The 18,059-nt window shown below is 61.9% G+C and carries 19 protein-coding genes; 9 read left to right on the forward strand and 10 right to left on the reverse strand.

Features of this window, described 5'->3' with window-relative positions:
- Position 1 precedes the first annotated feature (1 nt).
- From ACS3QZ_RS09370 to ACS3QZ_RS09390, 5 genes are read left to right on the forward strand one after another with little or no spacing between them, the layout of a single operon-like run.
- Positions 2-469 carry an FAS1-like dehydratase domain-containing protein gene (locus tag ACS3QZ_RS09370; RefSeq protein WP_456037597.1) on the forward strand — a complete coding sequence of 156 codons (468 nt, stop codon included), beginning with the start codon at positions 2-4 and terminating at the stop codon, positions 467-469.
- A gap of 11 nt (positions 470-480) precedes the next feature.
- Positions 481-897, forward strand: a complete 417-nt coding sequence (locus tag ACS3QZ_RS09375; RefSeq protein WP_456037598.1) for a MaoC family dehydratase — start codon at positions 481-483, stop codon at positions 895-897.
- An 11-nt stretch (positions 898-908) separates the two neighbouring features.
- Positions 909-2,057 carry an acyl-CoA dehydrogenase family protein gene (locus tag ACS3QZ_RS09380; protein WP_456037599.1) on the forward strand — a complete coding sequence of 383 codons (1,149 nt, stop codon included), beginning with the start codon at positions 909-911 and terminating at the stop codon, positions 2,055-2,057.
- 46 nt (positions 2,058-2,103) lie between these two features.
- Positions 2,104-2,928 (forward strand): SDR family NAD(P)-dependent oxidoreductase, encoded by an 825-nt coding sequence (locus tag ACS3QZ_RS09385; RefSeq protein ID WP_456037600.1) that lies wholly within the window; start codon positions 2,104-2,106, stop codon positions 2,926-2,928.
- An 11-nt stretch (positions 2,929-2,939) separates the two neighbouring features.
- A complete protein-coding gene (locus ACS3QZ_RS09390) occupies positions 2,940-4,034 on the forward strand; it encodes a CaiB/BaiF CoA transferase family protein (RefSeq protein ID WP_456037601.1) in 1,095 nt (364 codons plus the stop codon).
- 19 nt (positions 4,035-4,053) lie between these two features.
- On the opposite strand, the gene ACS3QZ_RS09395 is transcribed toward ACS3QZ_RS09390, so the two are convergent.
- The gene (locus ACS3QZ_RS09395) at positions 4,054-5,133 is read right to left on the reverse strand and encodes a hypothetical protein (RefSeq protein ID WP_456037602.1); all 1,080 of its coding nucleotides are present in this window, start codon (positions 5,131-5,133) and stop codon (positions 4,054-4,056) included.
- 45 nt (positions 5,134-5,178) lie between these two features.
- Positions 5,179-6,213 carry a uroporphyrinogen decarboxylase gene (gene hemE / locus ACS3QZ_RS09400; RefSeq protein ID WP_456037603.1) on the reverse strand — a complete coding sequence of 345 codons (1,035 nt, stop codon included), beginning with the start codon at positions 6,211-6,213 and terminating at the stop codon, positions 5,179-5,181.
- Between the two features lie 197 nt (positions 6,214-6,410).
- Here hemE and hemC point away from each other — a divergent pair, with 197 nt between their 5' ends.
- On the forward strand, positions 6,411-7,370 hold the full coding sequence (gene hemC, locus ACS3QZ_RS09405; protein WP_456037604.1) for a hydroxymethylbilane synthase: 960 nt from the start codon (positions 6,411-6,413) through the stop codon (positions 7,368-7,370).
- A 100-nt stretch (positions 7,371-7,470) separates the two neighbouring features.
- Positions 7,471-8,040, forward strand: a complete 570-nt coding sequence (locus tag ACS3QZ_RS09410) for a hypothetical protein (RefSeq protein ID WP_456037605.1) — start codon at positions 7,471-7,473, stop codon at positions 8,038-8,040.
- A gap of 129 nt (positions 8,041-8,169) precedes the next feature.
- On the opposite strand, the gene hemF is transcribed toward ACS3QZ_RS09410, so the two are convergent.
- From hemF to clpS, 4 genes are all read right to left on the reverse strand, one after another.
- A complete protein-coding gene (gene hemF, locus ACS3QZ_RS09415) occupies positions 8,170-9,063 on the reverse strand; it encodes an oxygen-dependent coproporphyrinogen oxidase (protein ID WP_456037606.1) in 894 nt (297 codons plus the stop codon).
- A 79-nt stretch (positions 9,064-9,142) separates the two neighbouring features.
- On the reverse strand, positions 9,143-9,943 hold the full coding sequence (locus ACS3QZ_RS09420; protein WP_456037607.1) for an SDR family NAD(P)-dependent oxidoreductase: 801 nt from the start codon (positions 9,941-9,943) through the stop codon (positions 9,143-9,145).
- Positions 9,944-9,990: 47 nt separating this feature from the next.
- A complete protein-coding gene (locus ACS3QZ_RS09425; RefSeq protein WP_456037608.1) occupies positions 9,991-10,974 on the reverse strand; it encodes a class I SAM-dependent methyltransferase in 984 nt (327 codons plus the stop codon).
- 28 nt (positions 10,975-11,002) lie between these two features.
- Positions 11,003-11,344, reverse strand: a complete 342-nt coding sequence (gene clpS / locus ACS3QZ_RS09430; protein WP_456037609.1) for an ATP-dependent Clp protease adapter ClpS — start codon at positions 11,342-11,344, stop codon at positions 11,003-11,005.
- Positions 11,345-11,424: 80 nt separating this feature from the next.
- On the opposite strand from clpS, the gene ACS3QZ_RS09435 reads away from it, so the two are divergent.
- Together ACS3QZ_RS09435 and ACS3QZ_RS09440 are read left to right on the forward strand one after the other, a co-directional pair.
- A complete protein-coding gene (locus tag ACS3QZ_RS09435; RefSeq protein ID WP_456037610.1) occupies positions 11,425-12,141 on the forward strand; it encodes an HAD family hydrolase in 717 nt (238 codons plus the stop codon).
- A 202-nt stretch (positions 12,142-12,343) separates the two neighbouring features.
- Complete coding sequence (locus ACS3QZ_RS09440) at positions 12,344-13,696, forward strand: D-alanyl-D-alanine carboxypeptidase family protein (protein WP_456037611.1); 1,353 nt, start codon at positions 12,344-12,346, stop codon at positions 13,694-13,696.
- Between the two features lie 79 nt (positions 13,697-13,775).
- Here the strand turns inward: ACS3QZ_RS09440 and ccoS are convergent, their stop codons facing one another.
- From ccoS to ccoG, 4 genes are read right to left on the reverse strand one after another with little or no spacing between them, the layout of a single operon-like run.
- The gene (gene ccoS, locus ACS3QZ_RS09445) at positions 13,776-13,934 is read right to left on the reverse strand and encodes a cbb3-type cytochrome oxidase assembly protein CcoS (protein WP_093090468.1); all 159 of its coding nucleotides are present in this window, start codon (positions 13,932-13,934) and stop codon (positions 13,776-13,778) included.
- Positions 13,935-13,944: 10 nt separating this feature from the next.
- Positions 13,945-16,131 carry a heavy metal translocating P-type ATPase gene (locus ACS3QZ_RS09450; protein WP_456037612.1) on the reverse strand — a complete coding sequence of 729 codons (2,187 nt, stop codon included), beginning with the start codon at positions 16,129-16,131 and terminating at the stop codon, positions 13,945-13,947.
- Positions 16,132-16,134: 3 nt separating this feature from the next.
- Entirely contained in the window at positions 16,135-16,596 is a 462-nt protein-coding gene (locus ACS3QZ_RS09455; protein WP_456037613.1) for a FixH family protein, read from the reverse strand.
- Complete coding sequence (ccoG, locus tag ACS3QZ_RS09460; protein WP_456037614.1) at positions 16,596-18,035, reverse strand: cytochrome c oxidase accessory protein CcoG; 1,440 nt, start codon at positions 18,033-18,035, stop codon at positions 16,596-16,598. Before ccoG ends, ACS3QZ_RS09455 begins: the two co-directional genes overlap by 1 nt.
- Between the last annotated feature and the right edge of the window lie 24 nt (positions 18,036-18,059).

Genomic DNA, 18,059 nt, shown 5'->3' on the forward strand with positions numbered 1-18,059 from the left:
CATGGGCCTGTTCAATCGCGACACGGCGGGGCAAACCACCCCGTCGGCCTCCGTCACGCTCGAACGCGGCGCGATGACCTTCTTTGCCGAGACCATCGGGGAAACCAACCCGATCCATTTCAACTTGGAATCCGCGCGCGCGGCCGGGCATCCCGACATCATGGCCACGGCGACCTACGCGGTTGTTGTCGGCACCATGGCCGGCAAGGACCTGACCCGGCGCGGCGAACCGGACATGCTGGCCCTGATCGGGGCCGACATGCGCTACCTGCTGCACGGGACCGAGCAATACAGCTATCACGGCCCCATGTTTGCCGGAGACACAGTTGACGTGGAAACCGAGGTCACGGGCTTTGCCGACGCCAAGGGTGGGAAGCTGGAAATCGCCACCCTGACCCAGCGTATCACCCACCCCACGCGCGGCCTTCTGGTCGAGGCGCGGCGGGATCTGATTCACCGATTGGGCTGAGGAAGGCGATCATGACCATCACACCGCAAACCGCCATCGTCGGCGATACGCTCCCCCCGCTGACTTTCGGCCCCATCACCCGCACAACGCTGGCGCTTTATGCCGGGGCCTCGGGCGACCATAACCCGATTCACATCGACATCGACTTTGCCAGAAAGGCCGGGATGGACGACGTCTTTGCCCATGGCATGCTGTCCATGGCGCAGCTTGGCCGCCTCGTCACCAATTGGGCCGGGCAAGACAACGTCACCAGCCTGTCGACCCGTTTCTCCGCGCTGACCCCCGTTGGCGCCGTCATCACCTGCACCGGCGAGGTCACGGAACAGCTGATCCACGAAGGTGCCCCGCACCTACGCGTGCGCCTATCCGCCACACTCGCCGATGGCACTCAAACCCTCAAAGGCGAAGCGCTGATCCGCGCCGCGTAAGGAGACACCCAATGCCCAACCATCTCTGGATGAACGAAGACCACACCGCCTTTGCCGACACGGTCGCGCGTTTCTTTGCCGAGGAAATCACCCCCAACAAGGATGCCTGGACCCAAGCCGGAACGATCCCGAAATCGCTTTGGAAAAAAGCCGGTGACATGGGCATTCTCGGCGCGACCTTCCCCGAGGAACATGGCGGTCTGGGCCTGTCGCGCCATTTCGACGCCGTGACCTTCCTTGAGCAAACCAAGGCAGGCGACAGCGGCTGGGGCGTCTCGGTCCACAATATCGCCGCCCATTATATCACCGCCTTCGGCACCGAGGAGCAAAAGGCCCGCTGGCTGCCGGACCTCGCCTCTGGCGACAAGGTCGCCGCCATTGCCATGACCGAACCGGGCACCGGCTCGGACCTCCAGGCCGTGAAAACCACCGCCATCAAGGATGGCAACGAATACCTGATCAACGGCTCCAAGACCTTCATCACCAACGGCGGCAGCGCCGACCTGATCGTGCTTGTCGCCAAGACCGACCCCAAGGCCAAGGGCCGCGGCGTGTCTCTGATCATCGTCGAAACCGAGGGGCTCGAAGGCTTTTCGGTTGGTCGCCGCCTCAAGAAAATGGGCATGAAGCGCAACGACACCGCAGAGCTGAGCTTCGAAGACGTGCGCGTGCCACTCACCAACCTTCTGGGCACCGAAGAAGGGCAGGGTTTTTACCAGTTGATGAAGCAACTCCCATGGGAGCGCCTGATCCTCGGCTTCATGGCGCTTGGTGCATCGCAATGTGCGCTGGACCTGACGCTGGACTACGTAAAGGAACGCAAGGCCTTCGGCCAGCGCATCATGGATTTCCAGAACACCCGCTTCAAGCTGGCCGAAGCCAAGACCAAGATCGAGCTTCTCGCCGCCTTCTGCGACCAGTGCCTTGCCGAGCTGGAAGAGGGCAAGCTGACCGCCGAAAAGGCCGCCATGGTCAAATGGTGGGGCACCCAGACCCAGTGCGAGGTCATCGACGAATGCCTGCAGCTCTTTGGTGGCTACGGCTACATGTCCGAATACCCGATCTCGGAACTATATACCGATGCCCGCGTGCAAAAGATCTACGGCGGGACCAATGAAATCATGAAAGAAGTCATCGCCCGCTCAATGGACGTGGACTGACTTGCCGCCCGGCACTGCCGGACAGCGCCTCTGAAGGGAGCCCGATATGAAACTCGCAGGAAAAACCGCCTACATCACCGGCGCAGGCAACGGCATCGGCCGCGCCGTTGCCCTGAAACTTGCCTCCGAAGGCGCCAATGTCGTGGTCAATGACCTCGAAGCCGCGCCCGCCATGGCCGTGGTCGAGGAAATCACCGCCGCCGGCGGCCACGCGATTTCCGTTCCCGGCTCAGTCACCGAAAACGGCTTTGCCGAGCGTTTCATCGGCGCAGGTGTCGAGAAATGGAACGCCATCGACATCATCGTCAACAACGCGGGCTATACGTGGGACAGCCTGATCGGCCACATGACCGACGATCAGTTCGACGCCATGCTGGACGTGCACGTCAAGGCCCCGTTCCGCATCCTGCGCGCCGCATCTGGCTTCATCAAGGGCGCGGCCAAGCAGGAAGCCGAAGAGGGGCGCGAAGTGTTCCGCAAGGTGGTCAACATCTCTTCGGTCGCGGGCCTCGGCGGCAATGTCGGACAGGCCAACTATTCCTCGGCCAAGGCTGCCATCGTCGGCCTGACCAAGACTTTGGCAAAGGAATGGGGCCGCTCCAAGGTCTGCGTGAACTGCGTGGCGTTCGGCTATATCGAAACCCGCCTGACCGAAGCGACCGACGAAAAGAAAACCATCACCGTGGACGGCAACGAGGTCGGCATCGGCATTCCCACCAAGGTTGCGGGCGGCTTTGCCTCGATGGTCCCGATGGGACGTGGCGGCACAGCCGAAGAGGCGGCGGGCGGTGTATATCTGTTCTGCATCCCGGAATCGAACTATGTCTCCGGTCAGGTCCTGACCGTGGGCGGCGGCTTCACACTCGGCTAAGGAACCCTGACATGCTCGACGGCATCCGCATCATCGAAATCGAGGGGCTGGGTCCCGGCCCCTTTGCCGCCATGACGCTCGCCGATCTGGGCGCCGACGTGATCACCATCCACCGCAAGGGCAAATCCGGCCCGGTCACAACCGAGGCCAGCGTGCTCGACCGGGGCAAACGCTCGATCGCGCTTGACCTCAAGGACCCCGCCGACATGGCCACGGCGCGGCAACTCATCGCCGGCGCCGATGCCCTGATCGAGGGCTTCCGGCCCGGCGTGATGGAACGGCTCGGCCTTGGCCCCGAAGCCTGCCATGCCGACAATCCCGCGCTGGTCTATGGCCGCATGACTGGCTGGGGCCAGACCGGGCCACGTGCCGAAACCGCCGGGCACGATCTCAACTACATTTCCCAATCCGGCGCGCTCTATTATGCCTCGGAACCTGGCCAGCCTCCGATCACCCCGGCTACTCTGGTGGGGGATATCGGCGGTGGCGCGCTCTATCTCGTGGTGGGCATCCTCTCGGGTATCATCAACGCCCGCGCCACCGGGCGCGGCACGGTTGTGGATGCGGCCATCGTGGACGGCTCGGCCCACATGATGAACCTTTTGATGGCCATCCGCCAATCCGGCGGCCTCTCCCCAAAGCGCGGCCAAAGCCTGCTCGACGGCCCGCACTGGTCGCGCAGCTATGTCTGCGCCGACGGGGGACATGTCTCGGTGCAATGCCTCGAACCGCAATTCTATGCCGAGTTTCTGCGCCTCATGGATCTTTCCGGCGACCCGGAATTCCAACGCCAGATGGACAAGGGGCTCTGGCCCAAGCTCACGGCCCGTCTTTCCGAACGCTTCCTGTCCGAACCGCGGATCCACTGGGACACGCTCTTTGCGGGGTCCGATGCCTGCGTCGCCGTGGTGCTTTCCCCCGAAGAGGCCGCCCACAGCCCGCACATGATCGAACGCCACACGTGGCAAAGCCCTGACGGAGTGCTGCAGGCCGCCCCTGCCCCCCGCTTTGACGGAGAGGTCCACAGCCCGCGCCCCGCGCCCAAACGCGGAGAGCACAGCGCGGAGATATTGGCTGAGCTGGCGCAGGCCAAAGTCAAACCCTAGCAGAAAACTCTGCCCCCGCTCAGTATTGCCCATAGACACAGGACGAGTGGATTCCGATTTGCTGGCCGTAGTAAGGCTTGCGATCCACCTTGCGCAGTTCGCGGTCGAGGGCACGCACCTCCTTGGCCGCCCCCGAATTCGGGAAATGGCTGAGATAGAGTGGAATCCAAGCGAGATGTGTGCCCCAGCCAGAGGCCCTCATGATGCTGCGCGCCTGGCTTTCCGAGTCTGCCAGGGTCTTAAGTTTTTTCGAGCCGTTCGCCGCGACCTGTGATGCATGAAACGCAATCGCGTCATGGAAACTGTTCTTGCCCTGCTTTTTAGAGAACACGTCGACACCGTTCCGATAAAGGACGATCCCGGCGTGAACTGCCTGATGCATGACCTCGTTATTGACCCTGATTTTCTCTGAGAAAACCGGTTTGCGCCGCAAGGTTCCAAAGGTGGAATTCAACTGGCTCTTGCCTTTGGAGAATTGCTTCTTGTCGCCAATCGCCGCCCCCCAAAGAAGGCGCGCTGTCCCGATAGCTGCCTTGTGGTCGGGGCTATTGGCCCTCTGAGTGCTGTTCTTGAGAAGCTTTTGAACCCAGGCGTCGACTTCCTTGATCTCAGCGGCCGAAATCGCGCCCCTGGCTCTCAGCTGCGACATTGCATAGGCCGTCGATTCCACAACGATCGCCGAAACAAACGCCGGGCTTGATCCACCCGGCCCTTCAAAGTCCAGCCTGGTAAACGCATTGCTGCGGGCAGCGTTCAGCAACCTAGCTTTCATTTGGGCCGGGCTGCCACCGCCCACCGCCATGGCATTGATCCCTCTGGCATTGCGGTCAATAAACTCGATCCCACTGCCTTTGGGATGGGGATATTTATGGCCTTGAATGACCGTGCTAAGCTGCTCCGGACCAACCGTACCCGAAAAACTGCTGCACTTGCCCCGGCTGACATAAGAGCCTGTCCAAAGCTGCTGAGCAGTGACCTGTCCCGTGAATACAAAAAGCGCGCAAAACAGTAGAAAAAACCTGCATGCAATAATCATATCAAACACCTCCAAAAACCATCGAAGGGTATCACGAAAATATTGCACTTCAAAACGCGCCACTAACCGCAGCGCGCTATTGCAATCATCTTACGGAAACATTCGGCGTTACTTTCCGCGCACCGTGTCGATCATCAGCTGGACATTCTCCGGGTCCGCATCCGGCGTGATCCCGTGCCCAAGGTTGAAGATATGCGGCCCCTTGCCGAAGGCCTCGACAATCTTGCGGGTCTCATCAACCAATTCCTGACCGCCCGCCACCATATGCGACGACTTCAGGTTGCCCTGCACACAGCCGTCCTTCTGCACATGTGCCGCGGCCCATTCCGGCGTCACGCCATCATCAAGCGCCACGCAATCCGCGCCCGTCGCTTCGGCAAACCCCTCGTAACGCTCTCCTGCCCCACGCGGGAAGGCGATGATCGGCACGTTCGGATGACGCGCTTTCAGTGCGGCAATGATCTTCTTGGCCGGTTCCAACGCATAGCGGTCGAAATCGTCACCCTTGAGCGACCCGGCCCAACTGTCAAACAGCTTCACAACTTCGGCACCCGCTTCGATCTGCTTGCTGAGATACTCAACCGTGCCCTCGATGAGCAGGTCGATGATCTGCCCGAACAGTTCTGGGTTTTCATCCTTGAGCTTGTGCGCCGGCCCCTGGTCGGGCGTGCCCCGGCCTGCCACCATATAGGTCGCCACGGTCCACGGCATCCCGGCAAACCCGATCAAAGTGGTTTCCTCGGGCAATTCCCGGCTCAGGATACGCACGGTCTCGTAAACCGGGTTCAGAACCGCGTCGATTTCGCTCGCCGGTTTCAGCTTGTCAAAATCCGCTTGTGTCTCAATCGTCGACAGGCGCGGGCCTTCGCCGGTCACGAACCAGAGATCGGCCCCCAGCGCCTGTGGCAACAACAGGATATCGGCAAACAGGATCGCCGCATCGAACCCGTAGCGCCGGATCGGCTGAAGCGTCACCTCGGCAGCCAGCTCGCTGTTATAGCAAAGTGAGAGGAAATCCCCCGCCTGCGCGCGCGTGGCGCGATATTCGGGCAGGTAACGACCTGCCTGGCGCATCATCCAGATCGGGGGGGTGTCGAGCGTCTCGCCGGCCAAAGCCCGCAGAATTTTCTTTGTCTCAGTCATGCGTTCCCTCTTAGTGTCGGCCACATGCGCTAGCGTTGACATGTATCAAGGAATCACGTTCCGAATTCGTGCCTTTTGGCGTCGATGAAACGCGCCCCCTCTGGCGGGCAAACTAGAACTGCTAGGTCACGCGACAAGGCGGGGATGTCAACCCTTCTGCGCTTGTCAGGCCGCGCCGTCAGGATTAGACCGAGACCATGACACTGACCCTTCCCTCCCCCGCTTCGCCCCTCAAGATCGGTACACGCGGTTCGCCGCTGGCTCTGGCGCAGGCATATGAAACCCGCCGCCGCCTGATGGCCGCCTTCGATCTTCCCGAAGAAGCGTTCGCGATTGTCGTGATCAAGACCACCGGGGACGATGCCGGGTTGATTGCCAAGGACCGCCCCTTGAAGGAACTGGGCGGAAAGGGCCTGTTTACCAAGGAAATCGAAGAAGACCTGCTCTCGGGCGCCATCGACATCGCGGTGCATTCGATGAAGGACATGCCCGTCGATCAGCCTGCCGGGCTTCTGCTGGACACCTACCTGCCACGCGAAGACACCCGCGATGCCTTTGTCTCGCCCAACGTCAAGACGCTGGCTGACCTGCCCCAAGGCGCCGTTGTGGGGACGTCCTCGTTGCGCCGCCGCGCGCAATTGCTGAACTACCGCCCCGACCTCAAGGTCGTGGAATTCCGCGGCAATGTGCAGACCCGCCTTAAGAAACTCGAAGACAAGGTCGCGGATTGCACCTTCCTTGCCATGGCGGGCCTCAACCGTATGGACATGTCCCACGTGGCCTCGTCGGCCATCGAACCGGAATACATGCTGCCCGCCGTTGCACAAGGCGCCATCGGCATCGAACGCCGCGCCGATGACAGCAACACGGCCGACATGCTGGCCGCGATCCATGACACGCCCACGGGCCAGCGTCTTGCCGCCGAACGGTCTTTCCTCGCCGCGCTGGACGGCTCTTGCGAAACGCCAATTGCCGGCCTCTGCGAGCTTGACGGGGGCACCCTGCGCCTGCGCGGCGAAGTGCTGCGCCCCGACGGGTCCGAGAGCATTTCGGATGATCGCACCGCCCCGATCGAGGACGGCGCCGAACTGGGGCGCGAAATGGCCGAACACCTGTTGTCCCAGGCTGGACCCGACTTCTTTTCCTGGCGCGGCTAGAGGACAAGGTTAATTTCACCAATACGGACCAATCGCTCCACGATTTGGCCACGATTGAAAGAGATTCTGTGCCTGACTGAGTGAACAAAGGACAGAACTCATGAACGCATTGGTCCGATTTGGAGCCGTGGGGGCGGAAAATTGGCATTCGCTACGGGCAGAAGCCGCCGACGGTGGCTATGCCGTAAGCGAATCCGACGGGAAATTCCGCCACACCTCGCGCAACGAGGCCATCCTGCGCTTTTTCGGGATTCTCATCGTGCTGGGCGCGCTGGTCCAGTGGACCTTCCCGGACGCCAACTTTGCCGGAGACCCGGTGACCAGCAAAGCCCTGCTCTCCATCGCTTTCGCGCTGGTCGGGCTTGCGGTCTACAGCTTTGCCACCCGCGGCCACCGCAGCGAAATCCGCTTTGATCCCCGGAAAAACGAACTCGTTGTCTCGGCCCTGAACCGCCAGGACCGCCACAAGGCGGTCAAGCGCGTGCCCCTGCGCAACGTCAAAAGCATTTATGTGCGCCGCTCCGACATGCCTCCGGGTATGGCCGCCCTGCGCATCCGCTTCAACAACAGCCCCAACGAGATCACCGCCATTCGCGGCACCGATACGGAGATCGAGATGCTGCACAGCCTTTTGTGCAGAGACATCCGCATGGCCCGCAAACTGGGCTGATACATCGACAAAAACGCAAAATGCCGGGGTTTCCCCCCGGCATTTTTGCTTTACACAACCTTTATAGAACCCAGGTGTAGCTGCGTTTTTGCAGCATCTCACGCAAGGCCTCGCACACAAAGACTATCGTCAGACCCACTTGGCCAAGGGCGGCAGGCTCATCAGCACCGCGTTCGCATCATGCCCGGTTTCCAGCCCGAACTTGGTGCCCCGATCATAAACAAGGTTGTATTCCGCATAGAGCCCGCGATGCACAAGCTGCGCGTCCTTCTCGGCCTCGCCAAACGCATCCACCCGGCGTTTTTCGATCAAGGGCACAAAGGCCGGCAGGAACGCCTTTCCCACGTCCTGAATGAACGCAAAATCCGCCTCCCAGTCGCCGGAATTGTAGTCATCAAGGAAAATTCCGCCCACACCCCGCGCCCGCTTGCGATGCGGGACATAGAAATACTCATCCGCCCAGGCCTTGAACCGCGGATAGTGCTCCGGGTCGTGCCGGTCACAATGCGCCTTCTGAACGCCGTGGAAATGCACCGTGTCCTCGTCATACTCCAGACAGGGGTTAAGGTCCGATCCCCCGCCGAACCACCACGCATGCGGGGTCCAGAACATGCGCGTGTTCATATGCACCGCCGGACAATGCGGGTTCTGCATATGTGCCACCAGTGAAATCCCGCTGGCCCAGAACCGCGGATCGTCCTTCATGCCGGGAATGCCCTTGCGCGCCGCCATGGCCGCCTGCGCCCGCTCGCCCAGTTCGCCATAGACTGTCGAGATATTCACCCCGACCTTTTCGAACACGCGCCCACCGCGCATGACCGACATAAGACCGCCCCCGGCATCTGATCCATCCGCGCTGGCGCGCTTGGTCTCGCTCACCTCGAACCGTCCCGGCGCCATATCACTGAACGGTCCTTGCGAATGGCTATCCTCCAGCCCTTCGAACGCGGCAACAATCTGGTCCCGCAATTCACGGAACCACGCGCTCGCGCGGGATTTCTGGCTGTCCATCTGGTCGCTCATCACGGGGCTCCTCCTCGTCCTTTGCCCCTAGCTAGCAGGCGCAGGGAACAGAGACCAGAGGCCGGTTTGATGCGCCTGTTCAGTGGGCCGGTGCCGTCACCGGGTCCACCAGCGTGCGCCCGCCATCCAGCGTCAGGATCTGCCCCGTCATGAACCCCGAACCTTCGGACGCGAGGTATTGCACCGCATCGGCAAGCTCTGTCGGCGCCGCGATCCGGCCCAGCGGCGTATGGTGTTCAATTTCGTTGCGATACTCGCGATTTTCCTTGAGCGTATCCTTGAGGCTCGCCGACATGACCGACCCGAACGAGACCGCGTTCACCCGAATACGGTGCGGTGCCAGCGCCACCGCCATGGACCGCGTCATCTGATCAAGTGCCGCCGTCGACACGGAATAGGCCAACAGGTCGGGATGCGTCCGCCGCGCCGCGATGGATGACAGGTTCACGATGGCACCGGCCTGCCCTTCTTCCTGCCCTTCGCTCTGCTTGATCATGCGGTTGGCCACGATCTGCGACAGGCGCAGCGAGGTCATCAGGTTCTGCTGCAACATCTGATCAACCGACGTATCGTCGGGATCAAGCGCATCGGTCGGCATCACCTGACGACAGCCATTGACCAGAATATCCACCTGGTCAAACGCGTCTATCGTCGCCGAAATCAGGTTCTTGATCGTCAGCTTCTCACGCAGGTCTCCAGCAAAGTAACGGATGTTGCCGGTTTCGCTGCGTTCACCCAGTTCCTCGACAAGCCGCTTTTCATCCATGTCCGCAAACATGACATTCGCCCCGTGGTCCGCGAAATGTCGCCCCACGGCAAGCCCGATGCCGTTGGCCGACCCGGTAATGATCGCGGTCTTACCCGCAATTGAAAAAGACATGAGCGATCCCCATCACGCTGCCCCGATTCTGTTCACGTTACGCGGTTTCACCGTCGCTTGCGAGCCGGACGTTGGGCATGCAGTACTTTGAACCGATTGTCGCCGGCGACCTCCTCGACCTTGAGGAAACTCTCCTGCAAGGCCGCCTCATAAGGCAGGTGCCGGTTCGCCACCATCCACAAATGCCCCGCCGGGGACAGGTTGCGCGCCGCCGACTGGATGAACTGCACGCCCAGCCCCGGTTCGGCCTTGCGCCCGGTGTGGAACGGAGGGTTCATCACCACCGTATCCACGGTTCCTGGGGCTTTCCAAGCGGTGGCATCCGCCCAGTGGAACACGGCCCGTGTGTCCGTCACGTTGCGCCGCGCACAATCCAGCGCGCTGTGATCGGCCTCGACGAGATGAACCTCGCGAATGCTCTCCCGGCGCAGAACTTCCGCACTGAGATACCCCCAGCCCGCCCCAAGATCGGCCACCACGCGGCCCATCTTCTCAGGCAACGCGCGCGCCAGCACGGAGGACGCCGGATCGATCCCGTCCGCCGAGAAAACGCCCGGCACCGTGACAAAACCACCGCCCAGTACGGTTTCCTCTGCGGCCCGCCAATCGGCAAACGTGCCCCCGGCAAACCAGAACAGCTTGCCATGCGCCTTGGAAATCACGCCCGCGACATCGGTGCGATTGCGGCACTCCTTGTAAATACTGTCGATCCCGTCGGTTTTCTGACCATCAATTACCACCACGTCGGCCAGCTCTGCCGCCTGAGCCACCAGATCACGCGCCTGCGCTTTGGCGCGGGGCAGCGCCACCACCGCCATCGCATAGGGGCCTTCGGGTGCCATCGGACAGGCATAGCCCGCGCGCTCAAAGGCATCGTGATCCGGCTTGAGTGGCTGGATCACATCGACACGTTCACGCTGCAGCGCGCTCAGGTCATAGCCCGTGCGCGGCGCAAAAACGACAATCCGCCCCTCGGGCGGCACGGGAAGACCGTGCTCCTGCACGGCCAGGGTCAATCGAGACTGGGACATATCATCAGGTGGCGGGCGCGCGCCCGGCTCACTCTTTCTCCATGGTGCATTGCAGCGGGTGCTGGTGGCGGCGGGCAAAATCCATCACCTGCGTCACCTTGGTTTCCGCGATCTCGTGGCTGAACACCCCGACCACCGCAAGACCTTTCTTGTGCACGGTCAGCATGATTTCGAACGCCTCGGCGTGGGTCATGCCAAAGAACCGCTCGAGGATGTGCACGACGAATTCCATCGGCGTGTAGTCGTCATTCAGCAACAGCACCTTGTACAGCGGCGGGCGCTTGGTGCGGGTACGAGTCTGTACCGCGACTCCGGAATCGCCATCGTCACCTTCTGGTCCGTTTGTCATCAGCACTGGCTGCAAACTCATTCTCGCTTTTTCGCTATCGGGATGTTTCGCGTCTGCTGTTTATATAGCCTGACACCACCCCGAGAAAAGAGGTTGCGCACGTGACGAAGCGACGGAAGCCCCAAAATCTCACCACAATCGCCTTTGATGCGGACGATACGCTTTGGCACAACGAGCGTTTCTTTCGCATCACCCAAGAGCGATTCGCGGAATTGCTCGCCGATTTCGCGTCTGCGGACCATCTCGAGGAACGGCTCCTCGCCGCCGAGACACGCAACATCGGGCATTATGGTTTTGGCATCAAAGGGTTTGTCCTGTCGATGATCGAAACCGCCATCGAAGTGACCGAGGAACGCGTGCCCGCAGCCGTGATCGCGGAACTCATGGCCGCCGGTCGCGAGATGCTGCGCCACCCGATCGAACTTCTGCCTCATGCGCGCGAAACGGTCGAGGCGCTGGCACCAAGTCACCACATCCTGCTGATCACCAAGGGCGACCTGCTCGATCAGGAACGCAAGCTGGCCCAGTCCGGCCTTGGCGACCTCTTCGACTGGGTCGAGATCGTCTCGCACAAGACCCCCGCCGTTTACACCCGCGTGTTTGAACGCCACGGCGACGGCGCGGCGCGCGCCATGATGGTCGGCGATTCCATGCGCTCGGACGTTGTGCCCGCGATTGCCGCCGGGGGGTGGGGTGTGCACATTCCCAACGGCCCGGCCTGGGAGTTGGAAAAGGCTGCCACACCCGATCAGCCCGAACGCTTTGTCGAGATGCCGTCGCTGGCCGGCCTTCCCGACCTTGTGCACCAACTGGGGTGACGCCTTGTCAATGGGCGGTCCGAAAATGGCAGCATTTGCGTTTGCGCCTAAGCTACCCCCAAGATGTGCCTTTGTCTGAATAACGCCCCGCAAATTGCCTAAAACAAAGGCTTTATTCGTTTCGTTACCTGTGCTAGCGTTCTTTCAAACAAAAGGTCAGACCGGAAAAACGGCGACCAGAGGCAGTAAAAGGGCAGTTCAAGTGAAGGCGCGGCGCATATGGCCGGCCCGATACGGGCTATTGATTCTGACACTGGTTTGGCTCGCGCTCGGCGTGCCTGTCGTGGCATTCGCGGCGCCTTATGCCGCGATGGTGGTGGATGCACGCTCGGGCGAAGTGCTGCATGCGCGCAATGCCGATACCCGCCTGCACCCGGCCTCGCTGACCAAGATGATGACCCTCTACATCGCCTTCGAAGCGGTCAAGAACGGCGAAATTTCTCTCGACACAAAGGTCCGCATCTCGCGCAATGCCGCCGCCGAACCGCCTTCCAAGCTGGGGTTGAAATCCGGTCAGCGTATCGCCCTGCGTTACCTGATCCGTGCCGCTGCGGTGAAATCGGCCAATGACGCGGCCACCGCCATCGGCGAGGCCATCGAAGGCTCAGAAGCGGCCTTTGCCCGCCGCATGAACCGCACCGCCAAGGCGCTTGGCATGTCCAACACCACGTTCAAGAACGCGCATGGTCTCACCGAGAGCGGCCATTTGTCCACCGCACGGGACATGACGACGCTGGGCCGTCATCTGCTCTATGACTACCCGCAATATTACAACCTGTTCTCGCGCCGGTCGACCAGCGCCGGGATCAAGACCGTGAACAATACCAACCGTCGCCTGCTCGACGCCTACAAGGGCGCCGACGGGATCAAGACGGGCTATACCCGCGCTGCCGGTTTCAACCTTGTCGCCTCTGCCGAGCGCGGCAATGAACGCGTCATCGCCACCGTCTTTGGCGGGCGCTCCACCGCGTCCCGCAACGCCAAGGTGGCCGAGCTTCTGGACCTTGGGTTCAAACGCGCGCCCAGCCAGGTCGCCCTGCGCAAACCGGCCCCGCCCGCCTACCAGGGTGGCACGCCGCCCGCAGGCAAGACCGTGCGTGTGGCCACCGCCGTGACCAAATCTCTGCGCCCCAAGCTGCGCCCCGTGGTCAACGAACCCGAAAACCAACCCGTCGTGGTCGCATCGGCCAAGGTCATCGAACATGACATCCAGTCGGCGCTGTTGCAGGCGCAAGAAGAAACCGGCGCGACGCTGGTCGCGACTGCGCCGACACCGCCGCCGCAACCCAAGGTCGTCACGCGCCTGTCGACGTCCGGCGGGCGTCACTGGGGCATCAATGTAGGCCGCTACGCAAGCCGCTATGCCGCTGAAAAGGTGCTGCTGAAAACCGCGCTGGCCGAAATGGCCACGCTCGATGGCACCCTGCGCAAGGTGGTCAAGAATTCACGCGGGTACGAGGCGAACTTCATGGGCATGACCCAGGACACCGCCGACCTCGCCTGCCGCCGCCTTCAGGCCCGCCAGATCACCTGCTACACGATCGGCCCAAGCTGACAGCGTGCACAGCGCCGCCCCACAGCACCGCACCCCGGAACTGATACGGGGCTTCGCACCCCCAGGACACACGCTTCAGTCAGCTTTTGGGTTTGTCGTCATACTGCCCCGACAGGATGCGCTGCGCATCGCCCTCGGGATCGTCATACTGGTCGGTCCTGACCGTATAGACAAAGGCCAAAAGGCCCACGCCGCCCAGAACGAGGGAAATCGGGATCAGATAGGCCAGAATCTGCATGGTGTCGTCTTTACCTCAGGCGCAACGCGTTCAGCGACACAGTAATCGAAGACAGGGACATGGCCAAGGCCGCGATCAGCGGCGTTGCCAATCCGGCAACCGCCAGCGGCACGGCGATCACGTTGTAGACCGTCGCAATCTGGAAATTCTCGCGAATGCGTTTCGTGGCCGACCGCGCGGTGGTCAGCGCATCGCCAATCGGGCTCAGATCGCCGCCCAGAAGAACGATATCCGATGCCACCCGCGCCGCATCCAGCGCCGAAGCCGGTGAGATTGACACATGCGCGGCTGCCAGCGCAGCCGTGTCGTTCAGCCCATCGCCCACCATCAACACATGCTTGCCGTCTTCGGCCAGCGCCTGCACCCGGCGCGCCTTGTCCTCGGGCAAGGCTTCCGCCACCCAGCGTGCGATCCCCAGCCGCTTGGCAAGGTCTTCCACCGCGCCCGCCGTATCGCCCGACAACAGGATCACCTCCTTGCCATCGGCCTTGAGCGCCTCGACCGCCGCTTCCGCGCCCTCGCGCAGGCTGTCTGCAAACAGGAACCCCTTGGCCTGCCCTGCGCCCAGCGACAGAAATGCCGCGGTCTGCGCCGGCGGCTCCGCCCCGACCCAGCTCGCCCGGCCCAGCCGAACCAGCCTGCCATCAAGCTTGCCCTGTGCGCCATATCCCGGCACTTCCTCGATTTCGCTCACCCGCGCCGGACGCACGCCCGCCGCCTGTGCCGCATCCGCCAAGGCCCGGCTGAGCGGGTGCGACGACCCCATGGCCAGCGCCATTGCGACGCCCAGTTCCTCTTGCGAGAAATCCTCAAGGTTGGTCAGTTGCGGCGTCCCCGCCGTCAGCGTGCCGGTCTTGTCAAACACCACCGTATCGACTTGCGCCAACCGCTCGAGCGCAGTCGCGTCCTTGATCAGCATCCCCTTGCGGAAAAGCCGCCCCGACGCTGCGGTGGTCACGGCTGGCACCGCCAGCCCCAGCGCACAGGGACAGGTGATGATCAGAACCGCTGCCGCGATATTGAGCGCGGTGCGCATATCAAAGGTGTAAAGATACCAGCCCACAAAGCTCAGCGCGGACAGGATATGCACCCCCGGCGCATAAAGCTTGGCCGCCTTGTCCGCCAACGATGTGTAATTCGACCGCCCCGATTCCGCGATCGCCACAAGATCCGCCATCCGGTGCAGGCTGGTTTCCTGCCCCACCGCCGTCGCGCACACAACCAGCGGCCCGGTCAGGTTCACTTCCCCCGCACTCACGCCCAATCCCGGTTCGGCAAACACAGGCAGCGTTTCCCCGGTCAGAAGCGAGCGATCCAGCTCCGACTGCCCCTCGACGATCTCGCCATCCACCGGCATCCGCCCACCGGGGCGCACCAGCACGAGGTCACCTACGACCAATTCGCTGACCTGCACGGTTTCCTCGACACCTTCGCGCACCCGCACCGCCCGCGGCACTTCCAGCGCTGCCAATTCCTCGGCCGCCGAGCGCGCCACGGCCCGCGTGCGATAATCCAGATACCGGCCCGCCAGCAGGAAAAACACCAGCGCCAGCGCCGCGTCGAAATAGGCATGTTCCCCGCTCAGCGCGGTTTCCCAAAGCGACGTCACCACTGCCAGCACAATTGCCAGCACAATCGGCACATCCATGTTGAGACGGCGATGTTTCAGCGCGCCCCAGGCACTCACGTAAAAAGGCCGCCCCGAAAACACGATGGTCGGCAGGGCAATCGCCGCCGAAATCCAATGGAACATGTCACGCGTCGCCGCCTCGGCCCCGGACCAGACCGAGATCGACAAGAGCATCACGTTCATCGACGCGAACCCGGCTACCGCCAGACGCATCAACAAATCACGCCCCGCCTTGTCGGTCTTGGTCGCGCTCAGCGTCCCGGCATCCAACTCATGCGCCTCATAGCCGATGCCATCCAGCACCCGCACCATGTCATCCGCGCTCACATCCGGCTCGGCTTCGATCGTGGCCCGCTTCAGCGTCAGGTTCACCCGCGCCGACTTGACCCCCGGCACCCGTGTCAGCGTCCCTTCGATCGTGCTGATGCACAGGGCGCAATGCACTCCGGGCACCGACAGCGCCAGATGCGCGTCCTTTTGCGCCTCCTGTTCGGCCAGCGCTTCGGCGGCCGGGGCGGCATCACAGGCCGGGCAGGCCGACATGTTGGGACGCATCGCAGCGGTCATGTCTTACCCCTTGATCACGTTCAGGACGACCCGTTGCTGGAACAGCGTACCGTCCTTGGCTTTGGCGGTCATGCGGATGTTCCAGTTGCCCGGCGCAAGCTCTGTCGGGGCCACATAGAACTGCCCGTCAAACTCGAAACTGGGCTTCACGTCATCCTTCACATGGGTCGCCCGCCCCAGAACCGCGTCCAGCTCGGCCACCTCGACCGGCTTGCCATAGGCATCCGTGATCGACAGGATCAGCAACCCGCCCGTGGCCCGCGCTGCCACCTGCCAGCCCAAAGACTCCTGCGCATCGCGCTTTTCGTCAAATTGCTGGCTGGCGACATACGAGTTCTTCACTTCCAACCCCGGAAACGTCGCCACCGCGTTCCATGCCAGGGCCAGGTTGACCGCGATGATCACCCCGAACGCCCCGACAAACACCATCAGCGCATGCCGTCCGGTGAATTCGCGTTTTGACATCAGTTCTTCCTTCCGTTGAACACCGTGTCGCTATGTACACGATCTCCATTGCTCGTGTCTTCCACCCAGAAGCGGAATTCCGTGCGGTCGTTTTCGGCCGGCACCGAACCTTTGGGCGCAACCACATAGACACGCTGCAATTTCATCGAGTCCGCTGGTACGGTCACAACTTCGTAAGGTGTGCCTTCCAGCTCCACGCGCAACGTCAGATCGCCCTTGACCGTTACTCGGAACGGACGGTCATCCCCATGCTTGTTGCGCAGCCGCACTTCGTAGGTGTTGCGGATCGAGCCGTCCGACAGGGTCACATAGGTCGGGTTGCGCACCGGGGCCACCGTGATCTCGATGTCCTTGCGCACGAACAGCGCCACGACCAGAAGCACTCCCACCAAGGACCAGAGCGCAGTATAAAGCACGGTCCGTGGACGCAGGAAGTGGTGCTTCCAGATGCTGCGCGGCGCGTTGCCCGCGGTTTCCCACTCTTCATCCCCAACCGCGAGATAGTCGATCAGACCGCGCGGCTTACCGACCTTTTCCATCATCTCGTCACAGGCGTCGATACACAGCGCGCAGGTGATGCACTCAAGCTGCTGCCCGTCACGGATGTCGATCCCCACCGGGCAGACGTTCACACAGGCCATACAGTCGATACAATCGCCCAGTTCCGTGTCCTTGGTCCGCTTGCCCTTGCCGCGCGGCTCGCCGCGCCAGCTGCGATAGCCCACGGTCAGCGTGTCTTCGTCCATCATCGCCGCCTGAATCCGCGGCCACGGGCAGGCATAGATACAGATCTGTTCCCGCGCAAAGGCACCAAAGAACACGGTGGTAAAGGTCATTACCGCAATGGTGGTATAGGCAATCGAATGGGCCGTGCCGTTCACCAGATCCACCATCAGCGTCGGTGCATCAGTGAAATAGAACACCCAAGCCCCACCCGTTGCGAGACCGATAAAAATCCACACGATCAGCTTCGTAAGCCGCAGACGGAACTTGCGAAAGTCCCATTTTTTCTGGCGATACAGGCGCAGACGCGCGTTGCGGTCGCCCTCGATCCAGCGTTCCACGAGGATAAAAAGGTCCGTCCACACGGTCTGTGGACAGGCATAGCCGCACCACACACGCCCCAAAGCCGAGGTAAACAGGAACAATCCAAGCCCGGCCATGATCAGCAACCCGGCCACGAAATAGAACTCGTGCGGCCAGATCTCGATCATGAAGAAAAAGAAACGGCGGTTGGCAAGATCAAGCAGAACCGCCTGATCCGGTAGGTTTGGCCCCCGGTCCCAGCGAATCCACGGCGTGAGGTAATAAATCCCCAGCGTGATTGCCATGATGTACCACTTAAGGTTCCGGAATTTGCCTTTCACTCGTTTGGGAAAAATCGGCTCGCGGGCCGCGTAAAGGGATGGCTCGGGATTACTGCTCACGGAATCACTCACGCATTGGAAATTGGGTGTGGCCCT

The organism is Shimia sp. W99 (genome assembly GCF_053851455.3).